The sequence below is a fragment of the Candidatus Poriferisodalis sp. genome (assembly GCF_965205175.1).
Classification (GTDB): domain Bacteria; phylum Actinomycetota; class Acidimicrobiia; order Acidimicrobiales; family Poriferisodalaceae; genus Poriferisodalis.
Window position 1 is genome coordinate 1,789,459 of record NZ_OZ242038.1, and the last position, 16,541, is coordinate 1,805,999.

The 16,541-nt window shown below is 63.4% G+C and carries 13 protein-coding genes; 8 read left to right on the forward strand and 5 right to left on the reverse strand.

Features of this window, described 5'->3' with window-relative positions:
- Positions 1–14: 14 nt before the first annotated feature.
- Positions 15–1,253, reverse strand: a complete 1,239-nt coding sequence (locus tag ACOGI4_RS07845; protein WP_419841121.1) for a cytochrome P450 — start codon at positions 1,251–1,253, stop codon at positions 15–17.
- A gap of 162 nt (positions 1,254–1,415) precedes the next feature.
- On the opposite strand from ACOGI4_RS07845, the gene ACOGI4_RS07850 reads away from it, so the two are divergent.
- From ACOGI4_RS07850 to ACOGI4_RS07875, 6 genes are read left to right on the forward strand one after another with little or no spacing between them, the layout of a single operon-like run.
- A complete protein-coding gene (locus ACOGI4_RS07850) occupies positions 1,416–3,056 on the forward strand; it encodes a type I restriction-modification system subunit M (RefSeq protein WP_419841122.1) in 1,641 nt (546 codons plus the stop codon).
- A 1-nt stretch (position 3,057) separates the two neighbouring features.
- Positions 3,058–3,480, forward strand: coding sequence for a nucleotidyltransferase substrate binding protein (locus ACOGI4_RS07855; protein ID WP_419841123.1), 423 nt, complete (start codon positions 3,058–3,060; stop codon positions 3,478–3,480).
- The gene (locus tag ACOGI4_RS07860; RefSeq protein WP_419841124.1) at positions 3,473–5,089 is read left to right on the forward strand and encodes a restriction endonuclease subunit S; all 1,617 of its coding nucleotides are present in this window, start codon (positions 3,473–3,475) and stop codon (positions 5,087–5,089) included. Before ACOGI4_RS07855 ends, ACOGI4_RS07860 begins: the two co-directional genes overlap by 8 nt.
- Complete coding sequence (locus tag ACOGI4_RS07865; RefSeq protein ID WP_419841125.1) at positions 5,083–5,511, forward strand: DUF6978 family protein; 429 nt, start codon at positions 5,083–5,085, stop codon at positions 5,509–5,511. Before ACOGI4_RS07860 ends, ACOGI4_RS07865 begins: the two co-directional genes overlap by 7 nt.
- Before the next feature lie 27 nt (positions 5,512–5,538).
- Positions 5,539–6,321, forward strand: a complete 783-nt coding sequence (locus ACOGI4_RS07870) for a DUF1828 domain-containing protein (RefSeq protein ID WP_419841126.1) — start codon at positions 5,539–5,541, stop codon at positions 6,319–6,321.
- A complete protein-coding gene (locus ACOGI4_RS07875; RefSeq protein ID WP_419841127.1) occupies positions 6,318–9,473 on the forward strand; it encodes a type I restriction endonuclease subunit R in 3,156 nt (1,051 codons plus the stop codon). Before ACOGI4_RS07870 ends, ACOGI4_RS07875 begins: the two co-directional genes overlap by 4 nt.
- A gap of 106 nt (positions 9,474–9,579) precedes the next feature.
- Here ACOGI4_RS07875 and ACOGI4_RS07880 read toward each other — a convergent pair whose 3' ends face one another.
- From ACOGI4_RS07880 to ACOGI4_RS07895, 4 genes are all read right to left on the reverse strand, one after another.
- Positions 9,580–10,650 carry a hypothetical protein gene (locus tag ACOGI4_RS07880; protein ID WP_419841128.1) on the reverse strand — a complete coding sequence of 357 codons (1,071 nt, stop codon included), beginning with the start codon at positions 10,648–10,650 and terminating at the stop codon, positions 9,580–9,582.
- Complete coding sequence (locus ACOGI4_RS07885) at positions 10,647–11,879, reverse strand: hypothetical protein (protein ID WP_419841129.1); 1,233 nt, start codon at positions 11,877–11,879, stop codon at positions 10,647–10,649. The genes ACOGI4_RS07880 and ACOGI4_RS07885 overlap by 4 nt, the downstream gene beginning before the upstream one ends.
- Positions 11,880–11,948: 69 nt before the next feature.
- Entirely contained in the window at positions 11,949–12,593 is a 645-nt protein-coding gene (locus ACOGI4_RS07890) for an isochorismatase family protein (RefSeq protein ID WP_419841130.1), read from the reverse strand.
- Entirely contained in the window at positions 12,593–13,789 is a 1,197-nt protein-coding gene (locus tag ACOGI4_RS07895) for a CaiB/BaiF CoA transferase family protein (protein ID WP_419841131.1), read from the reverse strand. The genes ACOGI4_RS07890 and ACOGI4_RS07895 overlap by 1 nt, the downstream gene beginning before the upstream one ends.
- A gap of 98 nt (positions 13,790–13,887) precedes the next feature.
- On the opposite strand from ACOGI4_RS07895, the gene ACOGI4_RS07900 reads away from it, so the two are divergent.
- Both ACOGI4_RS07900 and ACOGI4_RS07905 read left to right on the forward strand, forming a co-directional pair.
- The gene (locus ACOGI4_RS07900) at positions 13,888–14,808 is read left to right on the forward strand and encodes a hydroxymethylglutaryl-CoA lyase (RefSeq protein ID WP_419841132.1); all 921 of its coding nucleotides are present in this window, start codon (positions 13,888–13,890) and stop codon (positions 14,806–14,808) included.
- Between the two features lie 69 nt (positions 14,809–14,877).
- Complete coding sequence (locus ACOGI4_RS07905; protein ID WP_419841133.1) at positions 14,878–16,512, forward strand: nitrilase-related carbon-nitrogen hydrolase; 1,635 nt, start codon at positions 14,878–14,880, stop codon at positions 16,510–16,512.
- Positions 16,513–16,541 lie beyond the last annotated feature (29 nt).

The following is a 16,541-nucleotide window of genomic DNA, read 5'->3' on the forward strand; positions in this document are numbered from 1 at the left end:
GGGTGGCGCTGCGTCTATGCCGCTGAGGGGAAGCGAATCGGCAGGTAGCGGGGGCCGCGGACTTGGCCGCCTGCCCAGGTGACTTCGTCGGGCTCGCTCACCTCGAAGTCGGGAATCCGCCGGAACCAGGTGCGCAGCGCGATATCCATTTCCAGGCGCGCCAAGTTGGACCCGGCGCAGCGATGGATGCCTGCGCCGAACGCAACGTGGCGGTTGTGGGGTCGGTCCAGGATCACCTCGTCGGGCCGGTCGAACACCGCCGGGTCGCGATTCGCGCCGGGGAAGTTCATCAGCACCTTGCTGCCCTCGGGAATGGTCACGTCGTTGATCTCCACGTCGGCAGCCGCGTGGCGGGCCATGGTGACCGGCGCGTAGAACCGCAGCAGCTCCTCGATGGCGGTGGGCCACAGTTCAGGTTCGGCGGCCATGCGCTCGCGGTCCGTTGGGTGCGTGCCGAAGTGCCACAGCGCCGAGCCGATGGAGCTCCAGGTGGTGTCGATGCCGGCGATGAGCTGCAGGTTGAGCATGCCGATGACCATGATCGGGTCGATCGGGTTGCCCTCGTGGTCGATGCCCTTCAGCAGCGACGACACGAATCCGTCGTCTGGATGGGCGATCTTCTCGTTCACGACATCAGCGAAGAACTCCCGGATCACCAGCCGGTACTTGCGGCGCAGCTCGTCGTCGGCCAGTCCCAGCTCGAGCACGCAGCGCACCCAGTGGGTGAAGTCGTCCACGCGGCTCTCGTCGATGCCCAGCAGGTGGGCGATCACCCGCGGCGGAATCTGCTGCGCGTACTGGCTGGCGCCGTCGACCGTGCCGGAATCGATGAAGCCGTCGATCAGCCGGTCGGCCAGCGCTTGGGTGTACTCGCGGTGCGTTTCGGCGGCCTGGGGCGAGAAGTGCGGGAGCAGCAGGCGGCGGGTCCAGCCGTGAATCGGCGGATCCTCGGAGATGGGCGCCGCGTCCGTGCCGTACTTCGCGTAGACGGGGTCGTTTCGGAGCGCCTCCACGACTTCGGGCGGCGGTGTGGTCACCAGCACGTCGCTGCTCGACATCTCTGGCACCATCTTGGAGAGCGCTTGCACGTCCTCGTAGCGGGTGGGCAGGAACGACCCGCCCCAGCGCTCGGTGTGCGCGATCGGGCAGCGACCGCGCAGCTCGTCCCACACGGGCGCCGGATCGCGCACGTACTCGGCATCGAAGATGTCGTAGTCCGTCGCCCAGTCCTCAACGGGCTTGGTGTCGGTCATGGCTACGCTCCCTCGTCGACGGTTGCTGTTCGTAGACCGCGCCGCTCGTTGTCGGACGGTCGAGAACTGCCCGAGCACGAGCATACGCGAGGGCGGCGCGACGGTTGCGGCGATGGCGCGGACGCAGAGCGGGTTGCCGGCCGGCGGTACAGTCGTCGCCTGATGGCTTCGGCGACCGGGCGTGGCAGCGGCGACGCCTCCTCGGACTATCGGCGCGAGCTGTGGCAGATGGCCGACAAGCTGCGCGGCAGCATGGACGCCGCCGAGTACAAGCACGTCGTGCTGGGGCTGGTGTTTCTGAAGTACGTGTCGGACGCGTTCGCGGAGCGGCGGGAAGAGCTGGAGCAGGAGATGGCCGCGGCGAGGGCTGGTCGCCTGGCCGACTCTGGCGTCCCGCCCCCGGCGGACCTCGACGAACCCGACGAGTACCGACGTGCCAACGTGTTCTGGGTGCCAGAGGAGGCTCGCTGGGAACTGCTGCAGAGCAAGGCTCGTCAGCCCGACATCGGCCACCTGATCGACGAGGCGATGGATGCGATCGAGCGCGCGAACCCTGCGCTCGATGGCGTGCTACCCAAGGACTACGCCTGGCCGGCGCTGGACCAGACCCGTCTCGGCCAGGTCGTCGACGTGGTGAGCAATATCCAAGTTGGCGGTGGCGACGCCCACGCCACCGACGTGCTGGGCGGCGTGTACGAGTACTTCCTCGAGCAGTTCGCGCTGGCCGAGGGTCGCAAGGGCGGCGAGTTCTACACCCCGCGCTCGGTGGTGCGGCTGCTGGTGGAGATGCTGGCGCCGTATCGCGGTCGCGTCTACGACCCGTGCTGCGGTTCGGCTGGCATGTTCGTGCAGTCGGTGGAGTTCATCGCTGCGCACGCCACCGGCAACGGCAACGGCGGCAAGGCCCGTGCCGACATCTCGATCTACGGGCAGGAATCCAACTACACCACGTGGCGCATGGCCTTGATGAACCTTGCGATACGGGCCATCGAAGGCCAGATCGCGCACGGCGACAGCTTCCACCACGACTGCCACCCCGACCTGCGGGCCGATTACATCCTCGCCAACCCTCCGTTCAACGTGAAGGAGTGGGGCCAGGAGCGCCTGCGCGACGACCGGCGCTGGGTGTATGGCCTGCCTCCCAAGGGCAACGCCAACTTCGCGTGGGTGCAGCACTTCTTGCACCATCTCGCCCCACGCGGCACGGCGGGCTTCGTGTTGGCGAACGGGTCGATGTCGTCATGCCAGTCGGGCGAGGGCGAGATACGCAAGAACATCGTCGAGGACGATCTGGTGGATTGCATCGTGGCATTGCCTGGGCAGCTGTTCCGCTCCACGCAGATACCCGTGTGCCTGTGGTTCTTGTCGAAGGGGCGCCGCGCTGGCGACTACCGGCGCCGCAACGGCGAGGTGCTGTTCATCGACGCCCGAACGCTGGGCCGAATGATCGACCGCACCCGTCGCGAGCTGACTGCCGACGACATCGCCCGCATCGCCGACACGTACCACGCCTGGCGGGGGCAAGCGGACTGCGGCGAGTACGCCGACGTTCCGGGCTTTTGCAAGTCGGCAAGCCTCGACGATGTGCGGCGGCACCAGCATGTGCTCACGCCGGGTCGTTACGTCGGCGCTGCGCCCCAGGAAGAGGACGGCGAGCCGTTCGAGGAGAAGATGTCGCGCCTTGCGGCGCAGTGGCGCAAGCAGCGCGCCGAGGCTGCGCGGCTCGACGAGCAGATCGAGGCGAACCTCACCGCACTGGGATTCGGCGCCACTCCGCCGAGCGACCCACCCGCTGGGGCCTGATGTGCCGCTCGACCTGACCAGCCTACGCAATGCAGTGCTGTCGCTGTCAGAATCAGTGGCTGTCGCCGAGAACGAAGCGTTCATGCGGCGGCTCACCGAAGCCGAACACAGGGTCGTTCGTGCTGGTGTCATCCAGAACTTCGAGGTCGCTTACACAGTCTGTTGTCGGGACATGGATCGCTGGCTTGGAGCCAACGTGGCCAGCGATTCAGTCCTCGGTGCAACACGGCGGCAGAGGTTCCGTCTCGCCGCCCGCAATCGATTGATTCACGACGTGGGCGCGTGGATGGCGTATCACGAGACTCGCAATCTGACAAGTCACACCTACAACGCGGAGCGAACCATGCTCGCCTACGAAGCAGTGCGCGGGTTCCTCCATGATGCGCAATATCTGCTGGGCGCACTGGAAGCGCGCAATGATTGACCTCGACCCCACCAGCCTTGCCACGGTGAAGCGAATTCTCGCCGAGCACGTGCCGGGCTACGAGGTACGAGCATTCGGCTCGCGTGCCACATGGACTGCGTGGGACTATTCGGACCTCGACCTCGTCATCGTGGGCGACGAGCCGGTACCACAGCAAGCGCTCGGCCAGTTACGAGAGGCCTTCGAAGACTCTACCCTGCCGATCTGCATTGACATACTCGACTGGCACACGATACCCGAAGAGTGGCAACGCAATATCACTGCTAGCCATGCTGTACTTCAGTCTCCATCGGCATCTCCGAAGTGGCACGCAACGACACTGGGCGAATGTGTGGTGATGAATGATGACACAGCCTCACCCAAGCAACTGCCGCCCAGGATCGATTACTTGGACACCGGCAGTATAACCAATAATCGTATCGACAAGATCGAACAACTCGTCGCTGGGCATGACAAGATTCCTACAAGAGCCCGACGGCGAGTTCGCGAGGGCGACATCGTCTATTCCATGGTGCGTCCCAATCAGCGCCATCATGGCATGCTGAGGGGCGTATCGGACGAGCTATTGGTATCGACGGGTTTTACGACTATGCACGGCCTCGACGGGATTGCAGACACGCGCTTCGTCTACTGGTACTTGACGCAGAACAGCGTAGTAGAGCAGCTTCAAGCTATTGCCGAGCACAGCACATCGGCTTATCCCGCAATCAGGCCAAGTGAGTTAGCGCAACTGCCCATTAGGTTGCCGCCGCTGGATGTGCAGCGGCGGATTGCGCAGGTGCTCGGCGCACTGGACGATAGAATCGAACTGAACCGCCGCATGAGCAGGACACTGGAGGAGATGGCGCAGGCACTCTTCCAGTCGTGGTTCGTCAACTCTGACCCCGTACACGCCAAGGCCGAAGGCCGACCCACCGGCCTCCCATCCGATCTCGACGCCCTCTTCCCCGACACCTTCCAAGACTCCGAACTCGGCCCTATCCCCGCAGGCTGGACAGTCGTGCCCATAGGCGAAGCAATCGCCGTTCACGGCGGAAATACGCCGAGTACGAGCGAGTCTGAGTACTGGGGCGACAAATACAACTTTGCCACACCTAAGGATTTGGCAGAGCTTAACGGGTCTGTGCTTGTTGCCACAGCGCGACAGATTACCGACCGAGGCATCGCCCGAATTTTCTCGGGACTATTGCCGACGGATACTGTACTGATGTCTTCGCGTGTTCCAATCGGCTATCTTGCAGTGACTGCTGTGCCTGTTGCCATCCATCAAGGAATAATCGCGATGGTATGTGGGAGTGATCTAGGATCACTGTACGCGCTCCATTGGATGCGAACTAATATGCACCAGATAAGGGCAAGAGCTAGTGGCACTACATTTGCCGAGATTGGCAAGAGTGCCTTTCGACAGATGTTGATCACAATACCCGATATGGCAGTACACAACACTTGGAACAGTATGGCAACCAACTTCTATGGCATGATCCTTGAGATCGTTCGGCAATCGAAGGGACTAGTCGAGCAACGCGATGCGCTACTATCTCACCTGCTGTCGCGTAAATTCCGGGTGCCGAGAGACGATACCGAGACGAGAGATGCTGCCACGTGCTAACGGACCAAGAATTTGAGAGTATACTTGCAGACGAGTCTAAGCTAATTGAAGGTGACCTGCGTTGGCATCAAGATCGAAGACTCAGTCACATATTTGTCTTTTGGGCTACGGTACAGTCAGATGCAGCATGGCCGTTGAAGGTCCGAGGTCGCTTGAATGTTGAAGGAGCGAAGTTGGCCTACATGCTGCTGCATGAACCTTCAGGCTGTATCGTGCGGCTGGAACTCGGCAAAGTTAAGCATCGGAATCCATCAGCAGAATGGCTCATCGGTACCCACAAACATAGATGGTCCGAACAGTTCCGGGACAAGCAAGCTTACGTGCCGGATGACATCACCTATGCGTGGGACAAGCCCCGGCAAGTCTGGATACAGTTTTGTGATGAAATAGGAGTCAGTCATTTGGGAAACCTGCGGAAATAGGGAAAGTTGCTTAAGTTGAATATATCCATGTTAGAAGAAATCGTACGCACGGGCGTGCCAGCGCTATTCGAATGCTCGGATGCGCCGAACGGGAATCTGCAAGTGCATACACCATTGATTCAGCCAGATGGCAGTGTGATTGATGTGTACATTCGTGAGCGCGACGACAAGATACTTGTTACAGATTTCGGTGATGCCATTGGATGGCTTAAGATGAACTCGATGAGCGGCAAACTCTCGTGGAACCAAAAGCGTCTGATTGCCGATGTGTGCCAGACGCTCGATGTCGAGAAACCGAACGGCCAGCTTGAGGTGTGGTGCAATGAACAATCGGAGCTTCCTGATGCAATAGAACGTGTAGCGCAGGCCACATTGCGTATTTCTGACATTTACTTTACATTTCGCACGCGCAGTTTTCACTCAATTGCGAATGAAGTAGATGCGTGGCTGAGAGAGCGACGATTTAGTTGTACACGACGAGCTAAATATCGAGGAAATTCGGGGCGCAACTGGACTGTAGATTATGTAGTGGAGGCGGGCAGTACAAATTTTTGTCTGATGTTTCTGCTTAGCACCAACACGCGAGATGCGGCGAGCAGAATTTCCGATAGAGTGTTCACGGGATGTTCGGACTTGCACAACGCGTCCGGTCGGAAGGGGACTGGTGTTCGAGGTGCAACGATACTGTCGTTGTTTGACGATACAGTAGATGTATGGCGCACACCGGATTATGAGTTGCTGGCTCAAGTGTCTCGTATCGCCAAATGGTCCCACTCTGACGAACTTGAACAAATTCTGACGACGGGATGACTTCCCTTGCGGACATTTTCGTGGGTGAAGCCGATGTGGAGGAGGCGGCGCTTGCGTGGCTTGCAGATGTCGGCTGGCAGCGGGCGAATGGTCCGGACATCGGACCCGATGCTGTATCGCCCGAGCGTGCCGACTACAGCGCGGTGTTGCTGGACGAGCGGCTCCGTGATGCCTTGGCGCAGCTCAATCCGGCTGTGCCACTCGAAGCGCTTGAAGATGCAGTCCGCAAGCTGACCCGCCCTGAAGGCTCGACCCTGGAGGCCCGCAACCGTGCGTTCCATCGCATGCTTGTGCGGGGTGTGCAGGTCGAGCACCGCATTGATACCGGGGGAACTCGCGGCGCGCTCGTGAAGGTGCTCGACTATGGCGACCCGTTTGCGAACGACCTGCTTGCTGTCAGCCAAGTCACCGTCGTCGCGGGTGAGCATCGACGCCGCTTGGATGTTGTGCTGTTCGTCAACGGACTGCCGCTCGGCATCATCGAGCTCAAGAGTCCTACCGACGAAGACGCGACCGTCTGGTCGGCATGGCAGCAGCTGCAGACCTACAAGAACGAACTGCCTGCGCTGTTCTCGATGAATGAGCTGCTCATTGTCTCCGATGGCAACGAGGCGCGGCTCGGCACGCTCACCGCAGGCAAGGAGTGGTTCAAGCCGTGGCGCACTGTCACCGGCGACAGCTTGGCCGCGGCATCCGAGCCGAACCTGCGTGTGCTGACCGAAGGTGTGCTTGCGCCGGAGCGCCTGCTGCCGCTGATCCGCGACTTCGTTGTGTTCGAGGACGACGGCAGCGGTGCGCTAGCCAAGAAGCTCGCGGGCTACCACCAGTTCCACGCCGTGCGCACCGCCATAGGCGAGACCCTGCGCGCGACACGGGCACAGACCAGCGCCGACGGTGGGGGAGCGGCCAGCAATGGCAGCGCTAAACGGCGGACGGGAGGCGAGGCCGGCGACCGTCGGATCGGCGTGGTCTGGCACACCCAAGGTGCCGGCAAGAGTCTGACGATGGCCTTCTACGCCGGTGCCATTGCGAGCGAGCCGGAGATGAACAATCCGACCATCGTGGTGCTCACCGACCGCAACGACCTCGACGACCAGCTCTTCGGCACCTTCTCGCGTTGTGCCGACCTCCTCGGCCAGCCGCCGACGCAGGCCGCCAACCGTGCCGACCTGCGCAACAAGCTCTCGGTGAACGCCGGCGGGGTGGTGTTCACCACGATTCAGAAGTTCCTCCCTGACCAGCAAGGCGACACGCACCCCACGCTGTCGGACCGACGCAACATCGTGGTGATCGCGGACGAAGCGCACCGCAGCCAGTACGACTTCATCGACGGCTTCGCCCGCCACCTGCGCGACGCGCTGCCGAACGCCTCCTTCGTGGGCTTCACCGGCACGCCCATCGAACGCCAAGACGCCAACACGCGGGCAGTGTTCGGCGACTACATCAGCGTCTACGACATCCGCCAAGCCGTGGACGACGGCGCCACGGTGCCCATCTACTACGAGAGCCGGCTCGCCAAAGTCGGCCTCGAAGCAACGAGCCACGCGCTGATCGACGAGCAGTTCGAGGAAGTCACCGAGGGAGAGGAAGCCGAGAGCAAAGAGCTGCTCAAGACGAGGTGGGCGCAACTGGAGGCCATCGTCGGCGCGGACGAGCGCGTCGGCCTCGTGGCCGCTGACCTCGTCGAGCACTTCGATCAGCGCGTCGCAGCCATGGAGGGCAAAGCGATGGTGGTGTGCATGAGCCGCCGCATCTGCATCGACCTCTACCGTGAGCTGGTGCGGTTGCGCCCGGACTGGGCGAGCGCCGAAGACAGCGAAGGCGTGATCAAGGTCGTGATGACCGGTTCTGCCTCCGATCCTGACGACTGGCAGCCCCACATCCGCAACAAGGCCCGCCGCGAAACGCTCGCCAAGCGCTTCCGAGACCCCGACGACGAGCTGCGAATCGTGTTGGTGCGCGATATGTGGCTGACCGGCTTCGACGCTCCCAGCCTGCACACCATGTACGTCGACAAGCCGATGCGCGGCCACGGCCTGATGCAGGCCATCGCCCGTGTCAACCGAGTCTTCAAGGACAAGCCTGGCGGCCTGGTCGTCGATTACCTCGGCCTCGCCGCTGAGCTGAAGCAGGCGCTCGCGACCTACACGGACAGCGGTGGCAAGGGCGAAACGGCCATCGACCAAGGCAAGGCTGTAGAAGTCATGCTGGAGAAGCACGACGTCTGCTGCGGCATCCTGCACGGCTTCGACTGGTCGAGTTGGACTGAGGGCGCCTCGCAGCGCTTGGAGCTCTTGCCCGCTGCGCAGGAGCACGTGCTGTCACAAGCCGAGGGAAAGGAGCGCTTCACCCGCCACGTCCGAGAGCTGGAGCAGGCATTCGCGTTGGCAGTGCCACACCGCGAGACCGTGCGCCTCCGAGACGACGTGGCCTTCTTCCAGACGCTTCGGTCCGTGATGAACAAGCCGTCCGCAAGTGAGACGCGCGCCCAAGAAGAGCTGGACCATGCAATCCGGCAGATCGTGTCGCAGGCCATTGCGCCCGAAGGCGTGGTGGACATCTTCGCAGCGGCCGGCCTGAGCAAGCCCGACATCTCCATCCTGTCCGAAGAGTTTCTGGCCGAAATGCGCGACCTGAAGCACCGCAACGTGGCCGTGGACCTGCTCGCCAAACTGCTCAATGGCGAAGTCACCACCCGCCGACGAACGAACGTGGTGCAAGCGCGCCTGTTCTCTGAACGCTTGACCGAATCGCTGCGCCGCTACCAGAACCGTGCAGTGGAAGCGGCTCAGGTGATCGAAGAGCTGATCGCGCTGGCACGCGAGATGCGCGAAGCCGACCGACGCGGCGAGCAGCTCGGCCTCACCGACGACGAGGTTGCCTTCTACGACGCGCTGGAGACCAACGACAGCGCTGTCGCTGTGCTCGGCGACGAGACCCTGCGAGACATCGCCCGCGAGCTGGTGCATGTGGTCCGAAACAGCGTGACCATCGACTGGGCGGTGAGAGAGAGCGTGCGTGCCGAAATCCGCACCTACGTCAAACGCATCTTGCACAAGCACGGCTACCCGCCCGACAAGCAGGAGGCCGCAACCCGAACAGTTCTCGAGCAAGCCGAAGTGCTGTCAGAAATCTGGGCCAACGCCGCCTAACCGCGGCCGCAGGGTGGCGAGCTAGAGCGAGGCGAAGTGAGAAAGTGTCGCCTCGCAGGATAATCGTCTAGAACGGGTCAACACCAGAAAGGTCGAGCGGCAATGCTCAAGTTACCCCGAGGTCAAGCGTCAGCTGCTCCGCCGTCTCCAAGTTCGAAGCTGGATCGAATGGATCGGCCTGTTCGAGGCGGTCAATCACACGATCGCGATCAACAGATTCGGGCAGGTCTACCTCAATAGTATGGTTGTTCAGCCTGACGACTTCGACAATAGAAGTCAGCGCCTTCATCAAGATCTCCGCTACCGTCTTGCCGAACTGTTTTCTTTCAGGGCTTCTCCAGTACTCGAATACCCCGAACGTAGCTGCGTCGAGAAGTTGGAAGCCGTCAAGCACGACTCTGCGTGGTGCATTGGCTTGACCGATTTTCGCCAATGCGTGACTCAACACGCGAGCAGTGAGTTCAGCAAGTCCGGCCGACGATAATTCAGCGTTCTGACTTTTCTGAATTCCCGGAATCCATGGAACAAAATACAAGGGCTGTAGATCATTTTCGCCATCTAGCTTCAGGACGATAGCGGGCGATGAAAGGACGTCTGCAGCTGGCTTCGGTAGGTCTCGGGGAGTGAGGCTCATGAGAGCAACGCCGTCCTCCTCCATCAGGAATTCTATGACCGAAGTAGGAGCTGTGACGATCTTCTGAGACTTCAGCATGTTGGAGAGTCTGTGCAAGGCATTAGAGAGGGCTCTTGCGTCCGAGGCGACCGTTGCATAAATCACATGTCCCAGACGCTTCGACTGCTTTGATTGTCCACCGAGTGAAGGGGCTAGGTCGGCTGCTGAAGCGATGATCTTCAAAGCTTGCCGCCGGTCAGAAGAATTTGCCGAAAATCCGCGCGACTTGAGTTCGACCACAATGTCTGTACTGTCCGAAGAATGGCTCAGCCAAAGATCTGGGCGCGTAGGAGATCGGTCGGTGCCTCCCAACAAATTAGCCAGCGCAGCAATGATAGACTCCTCGTTGGGCACGAGCACGGTTCGCTCGATAGCCCTCGGATAGTAGCCAGCTCTGCGAAGGACTGGATCAGTAGTGCCACCTTCGGGCAGTTCTTGAAGCGCCCAAAGGAAGGTGTTGAGTTGGAATACTTGATCAGAGAGAAGCACTGAATCGATGGTCATGTGGCAGCCATTGAGTCCGCGATGGCTGTGCTGTACGGTTCACTGCCGAGCCATACTTCTACGCTGGGATCGATGTGCCGCTGGACATATGTGACGAGTCGGTGCACTGTGTTTCCGCAAGTTCCTCGAGGAAGAACGCCGAGTATTTGCTTGCAGGTCACTTCTAGAAGCAGTGGTTGCCAGAGATGGCGGTCTATAGCCGCAAGGTGGACCTTGGTCGGACCACGGCGAGTGAGATAGCCGCCGATCCGCAATGGGCTATTTCGCCTCTGTAAGCCGGACTCGACGAATCTGTTGAATGTACTCTCGGCAATTGGTTGACTGAAACGAATCGTGACCGGTGCACCTCTCACACTTACCCCGTCGGTTCCGGTATCAGTCATCCCCGTCCACAGCCGCTCTTCAGCATGCTCGGTGATCTTCTTGTAATGTTCTACTACGGCGGCGATCGTGGCGCGGTGCTCTACAAACGTTTCGGCCCTGTTGGTAGCACGACCGTCATAGTACAACAGATGCCCGCCACGCCCACCGCTAGGCATCTGCAACTGAACAAGTGAATGTAGCGGATCATACAGCTTTGAGAGTTTCGGCAGATTTGCCTCAAGTAGTGACAGTCGCTCTGTGATGACTACCTTTGAGCGTCGGCGATCGACCCATTCCTGTGTGCCGCCGTCGTTTTCGGCGTCGTCATTCACATCCATGTCTTCGATGTCATCAGAGCTATCTATATCCGAAACTGCTTCGTACTTTGCTTCATGTTCGAATCCGAGGCGGACATAACGGTGTTTTGCAGTGGTTCTTTGCACGTAACGCCAGAACTCGAAGAGGATTGGTGAGGAGAGCCAGAGGCGGTCCAACCAGGGGTTGGGATCAATAACCTGTCGTACCCACCTGTTGCTCTCGTCGGCGGCGAGCGTAGTATAGAGAACCGGGTGTCGCTCGTCCAAGCACTCGAGCAGCCCGATTACCTTGCCGTCATGAGACATGTCCTCAACCCGGTACAGTGTGTCATCGAGGCGATGGGGCTTCACATGCTCTGGAAAAATCGATGCCAAGTCAGGAATCTTGTGGCCGTGCCGCGCTGTCTCGAACATGTAGGTCTTGACAAACTTTCGAGGGGCTTTGCCGTCCACGCATCTATCGAGCGCATGCACCGCGTACCCCTCAAGGTGGTCCACGTATTGCTCGCGAGTCTGGAGTTGCGGCAGGTATCCGGGTTCGATGGTCACGACCGAAGCGTAGGATATGGCAACGACCGCCACACGGCAGCGAGCTGACGGCGGCCGCAGGGTGGCGAGCTAGAGCGAGGCGAGGTAGCGGAGCGTTTCGGCTTCGGAGACGACGTCGGCGTACTTGGCGTCGAGGTCGAACAGATTGGCCTCGTGAACCTGCGGGTCGCGGTCGCCGCAGGCGTCGCGCACCACGATGGGGACGAAGCCGTGCTGGCAGGCGTCGAGCGCGGTGGCGCGCACGCAGCCGCTGGTGGACACGCCGGTGTGGATCAGCGTGTCGATGCCTGCGGCTGTCAGCGTGGAAGCCAGCGACGTGCCGAAGAAGCCTGACGCGTACTGCTTGACCACCACCGTCTCCTCCGGCAGCGGCTCAAGGCCCTGGCCGTAGGCACCCAGCGGATTGCCTCTCACGAAGCACTCCAAGGCGCCGACCTTGCGGAAGAACACCCCGCCGTCGGCGCCGCCGGACTGGAACTCCACACGGGTGTGCAGCACCGGAATCCGCGCAGCACGTGCAGCGGCCAGCACCCGTTCGCACGACCCACGGGCGGCCTCCACGCCCGCGTACAGCGGCGAGTCGGCATCCAGATACGCTCGGCAGAAGTCGATCACCACCAGCGCAGGCCGCTGCCCGAACCCCAGCCGGTTGGCGAACCCGGCCCGGCGGTAGTCCTCGGCCAAGCGCTCGTCGGGCTCAGCTGGCTCGCCCATCAGCCGATGATGCCGTCGGCACGCAGCTGGTCCAAGTCGGCATCGCTGAGTCCGAGCATGCCGCCCAGCACTTCCTCGTTGTGCTCGCCGAGCCGGGGACCGGACCAGTCGATCGACCCCGGCGTGCCGGACAGCTTGGGCACCACGTTCTGCATCGGAATCTCGCCGAAGTCATGGCTGTCCACCCAGGCAACGGCGTTGCGCGCAGCGAAGTGGCTGTCGGCAAGCATCTCCGGCGCCCGATACATCTGGCCGTTGGGCACAGCGTGCTCGTTGAGCAGGCGGTGCAGCTCGTCGGCGTCCAGCGTGGCAGTCCACGCTGAGATCATCTCGTCGAGCTCGGCCTGATGGTCGCCCCGCGCCAAATGGGTGGCATAGCGAGGATCGTCGGCCAGGTCGGGGCGCCCCATCGCCTCGGCCAGTCTCCGCCACACCGTGTCCTGGTTGCCTGAGATCAGGTGGGCCTTGCCGTCGCGGGTGGGATAGGCGTTGGCTGGAGCGATGTTGGGGATCATCGGGCCGGTGCGCTCGCGGATGAACCCGGCCACGTGGTACTCGGTCAGCAGCGACTCCATCACCGCCAGCACCGACTCGTACAGTGCCGCGTCCACGAGCTGGCCTGCGCCGGTGCGCTCCCGGGCATGGAGCGCGTTGAGGGTGCCGATGGTGGCGAACATGGCGGTGAGCGTGTCGCCGATGCTGATGCCGGTGCGGCTGGGCATCTTGTCGGGGTCGCCCGTGGTGTAGCGGAGGCCGCCGAGCGCTTCCCCGATGGCGCCGAAGCCGGGCTGGGAGGAGTACGGCCCAGTCTGGCCGTAGCCCGACACGCGGGTGATGACCAGCCGAGGGTTGAGCGCGTGCAGCTCGTCGGGGCCCAGACCCCACTTCTCCAGCGTGCCCGGTCGGAAATTCTCCAGCAGCACGTCAGCCCCGGTGACGAGTCGGCGCACCAAGTCCTGACCGGCGGCGCTGCGCAGATTCACCGTGATCGACTTCTTGCCCCTGCCCACCACGGGCCACCACAGCGACTTGCCGTCGGCACGCTCTTGGCCCCAGGCCCGCATCGGGTCGCCCTTGCCCGGCGGTTCGATCTTGATGACCTCGGCGCCGTGGTCGGCGAGCTGCTGGCCGCAGAACGGGCCGGCCAGCAGCGTGCCCATCTCGATCACCCGGATGTCCTCGAGCGCCCCGCTCATCTGCCGCCCTCGTCTCGCTCACGCATGGTGCCAGCCCAGCTTGGCTCATCTGCCAAGCTCAACCTATCGCAGCATCGCGGGTACGATGTCCGCTCACGATGACCGACCAACCAGAGCGCATCCACCTCGTTGAGGTCGCCCCCCGCGACGGCTTGCAGGCCGACCCTGCGGACCTCAGCACCGCCCAGAAGGTGGAGCTGATCGAGCGGCTGGCCGCCGCCGGGCACACCCGCATCGAGGCTGCCAGCTTCGTGAGCCCCAGGGCGGTGCCCAAGATGGCCGACGCTGCTGAGGTCCTGGCCGAAGTGCCCCGCAGCAGCCACGTGAGCTACAGCGCCTTGGCGCTCAACGCTCGGGGCGTCGAGCGGGCCGTCGAAGCCGGAGTGGACGAGGTGTGCGGCGTGGTGGTGGCCACCGAGACGTTCTCCCAGGCCAACCAGCGAGCGACGGTGGCGGAGTCGCTGCAGCGTTGGCGGGACATCAGCGATGCCGCCCGAGCTGCCGGTGCCAAGACAGCAGTCATCGTGGCGTCGGCGTTCGGCTGCCCGTACGAGGGACGAGTCGATCCCGCTCAGGTGCTCGACATCGTGGACGAGCTGGCGCAGACGCAGCCCGACGAGATCGCCTTGGCAGACACCATCGGGGTGGGCGTCCCCAACCGGGTGGGCGACCTGTTCGCCGGCGCTGCCGAGCGCGCACCGGGCATCGCGTTGCGCGGCCACTTCCACAACACCCGCAACACGGCGCTGGCCAACACCGCTGCGGCTATCGACGCCGGAGTGCGAGTGTTCGATACCAGCGTCGGAGGCGTCGGCGGCTGTCCGTTCGCCCCACGAGCCACCGGCAACGTCGCCACCGAGGACGTGGTGTACCTCGCGCACGAGATGGGCTACGACACCGGGCTGGACCTAGACGCCCTGATCGAGACCAGCCAGTGGCTGGAGGGCCAGCTCGGCCACGGCGTGCCCAGCCTGGTTGCCAAGGCCGGCGGGTTCCCCCAGCCGCGCCGGCCAAGCTGAGGCCGGACGCGGCGGCCGCACATGCCCGTCAGCAGTCCAGGCCGCCGGCATCACGGCCGCCGTGTGCGAGTGGCAGCAGCCCAGTTCGCCACGGGCACCGACCTGGACGAGAATCTGGACACCTGCGTGCGCATGCTCGACACAGCGGCAGCCGAAGGCGCCGAGTTGGTGGTGCTGCCCGAGTTCTGCAACCACATCTCCGTCTACGACGACGCCGAGCACTGCCGAGCGGTCGCGGTGCCGCTCGACGGCCCCTGGCTGGGCACGCTCGCCGGGCGTGCAGCAGCGCTCGGCGTCTACGCCGCGCTGGCGGTGACGGTGCCGCGCCCGTCAGGCCGCACGACGGCGACCAACGTGCTGGTGGACCCCGACGGCAACGTTGCGGTCGCGGCCGACAAGCAGATGCTGATGGGCAACGAGCGGGCGTTCCTGAGCGGAGGCACCGGCCCGACTCCGATCGCCGGCACGCCCTTCGGGCTGCTGGGCCTGTACTCGTGCATGGACGGCGTGACCTTCGAGGTGCCCCGCACGTTGGCGGTGCGAGGCGCGCGACTGCTGCTGAACAGCCTCAACTCGTTCGCACGCGACGAGGCAGCGCTGCACATCCCGGTACGGGCGGCGGAGAACGGCGTGTTCGTGGCAGCCGCCAACAAGGTCGGCCCGCTGATTCCGGCCGATCGCGTGCAAGCGTTCAGCGAAGCGCTCGGTGTGCCGACCGAGACCTTCGAAGGCGCAGGCGAGAGCCAGATCGTGGCCCCCGACGGCACCGTGCTGGCTGTGGGCCCGGCGACGGGCGAAGCGGTGGTGGCCGCAGAAGTGGACCTGTTGGCGACCGAGCCACAGCGGTTGCGCGGTCGCCGTCCCCAGGTGTACGCGCCGCTGGCACGGCCGCAGACGGCGCGGCCTGCCGAGGGCCTGCAGGCCGAGCTGACCGTGGCGTGCGTGCCCGGCGCTCGCGGTGAGCCTGCGCTGGCACCTCAAGCGGCAGCGGCCGGGGCGCAGCTGGTGGTGCTGCCCGAGCTCACGCCGGTGCCCGCAGCGATGCCCGGCGGGGTGCTGGTGGTGACCACGGCCATGCGCGGCGACAGCCACGTGGGTCAGGTATGGCTCGACGGGAGGATCGTCGGCGAGCAGCCGCAGGTTCACCGAAGCGAGCGTCATCCCGGTGCCACCCGTCTCGGCGAAACCGTCGAACTGTGCCGCACCCCGTTCGGCGACTTGGCGGTGCTGGTGGGCGACGATCACCGATACCCCGAGACGGCACGCTTGGCCGCCACCGCCGGCGCCCACATCGTGGCCGTGTGCTGGCAGCCCGAGCATCGGTGGGAGACCGAGCTGGGCTTGGTGGAGCGGGCAGCGGAGAACCGTCTGGTCGTCGCCGCCTGCGCCCCGCCCGACGCGCCGAAGGCCACCATGATGTGCGATCCGCCGGCGGACTCGCTGTGGAACCCCAACCGCTCGAAGCCCTACGACGGCACCATCAACATGCCCGCCGTGGTGAGGGCCGAGCCGGGTTGCGGACTGCTGCTGGCGAGTTTGCACCCTGGCCGAGCGGTGAACCGGGAGGTCTCCAAGGACACCGACTTGGTGGCCGGACGCCCGTGGCAGGCCGCAGCGGTGCTGGCTGAGGCAGCGTTGGCCGCCAAAGGGCCGGCCGCCGCCTCGTCGCCGGACTCAGGCAGGCGCGAGGGCGTCGTGTGTTGACGATCGTGCGCGTGCGGCAGTACCGTCGC

What these genes read in the sequence shown, in the direction of transcription:
- ACOGI4_RS07845 (WP_419841121.1), bottom strand. Translation starts at nt 1,253, where the DNA reads ATGACCGACACCAAGCCCGTTGAGGACTGGGCGACGGACTACGACATC.
- ACOGI4_RS07850 (WP_419841122.1), top strand. Translation starts at nt 1,416, where the DNA reads ATGGCTTCGGCGACCGGGCGTGGCAGCGGCGACGCCTCCTCGGACTAT.
- ACOGI4_RS07860 (WP_419841124.1), top strand. Translation starts at nt 3,473, where the DNA reads ATGATTGACCTCGACCCCACCAGCCTTGCCACGGTGAAGCGAATTCTC.
- ACOGI4_RS07870 (WP_419841126.1), top strand. Translation starts at nt 5,539, where the DNA reads ATGTTAGAAGAAATCGTACGCACGGGCGTGCCAGCGCTATTCGAATGC.
- ACOGI4_RS07875 (WP_419841127.1), top strand. Translation starts at nt 6,318, where the DNA reads ATGACTTCCCTTGCGGACATTTTCGTGGGTGAAGCCGATGTGGAGGAG.
- ACOGI4_RS07880 (WP_419841128.1), bottom strand. Translation starts at nt 10,650, where the DNA reads ATGACCATCGATTCAGTGCTTCTCTCTGATCAAGTATTCCAACTCAAC.
- ACOGI4_RS07890 (WP_419841130.1), bottom strand. Translation starts at nt 12,593, where the DNA reads ATGGGCGAGCCAGCTGAGCCCGACGAGCGCTTGGCCGAGGACTACCGC.
- ACOGI4_RS07895 (WP_419841131.1), bottom strand. Translation starts at nt 13,789, where the DNA reads ATGAGCGGGGCGCTCGAGGACATCCGGGTGATCGAGATGGGCACGCTG.
- ACOGI4_RS07900 (WP_419841132.1), top strand. Translation starts at nt 13,888, where the DNA reads ATGACCGACCAACCAGAGCGCATCCACCTCGTTGAGGTCGCCCCCCGC.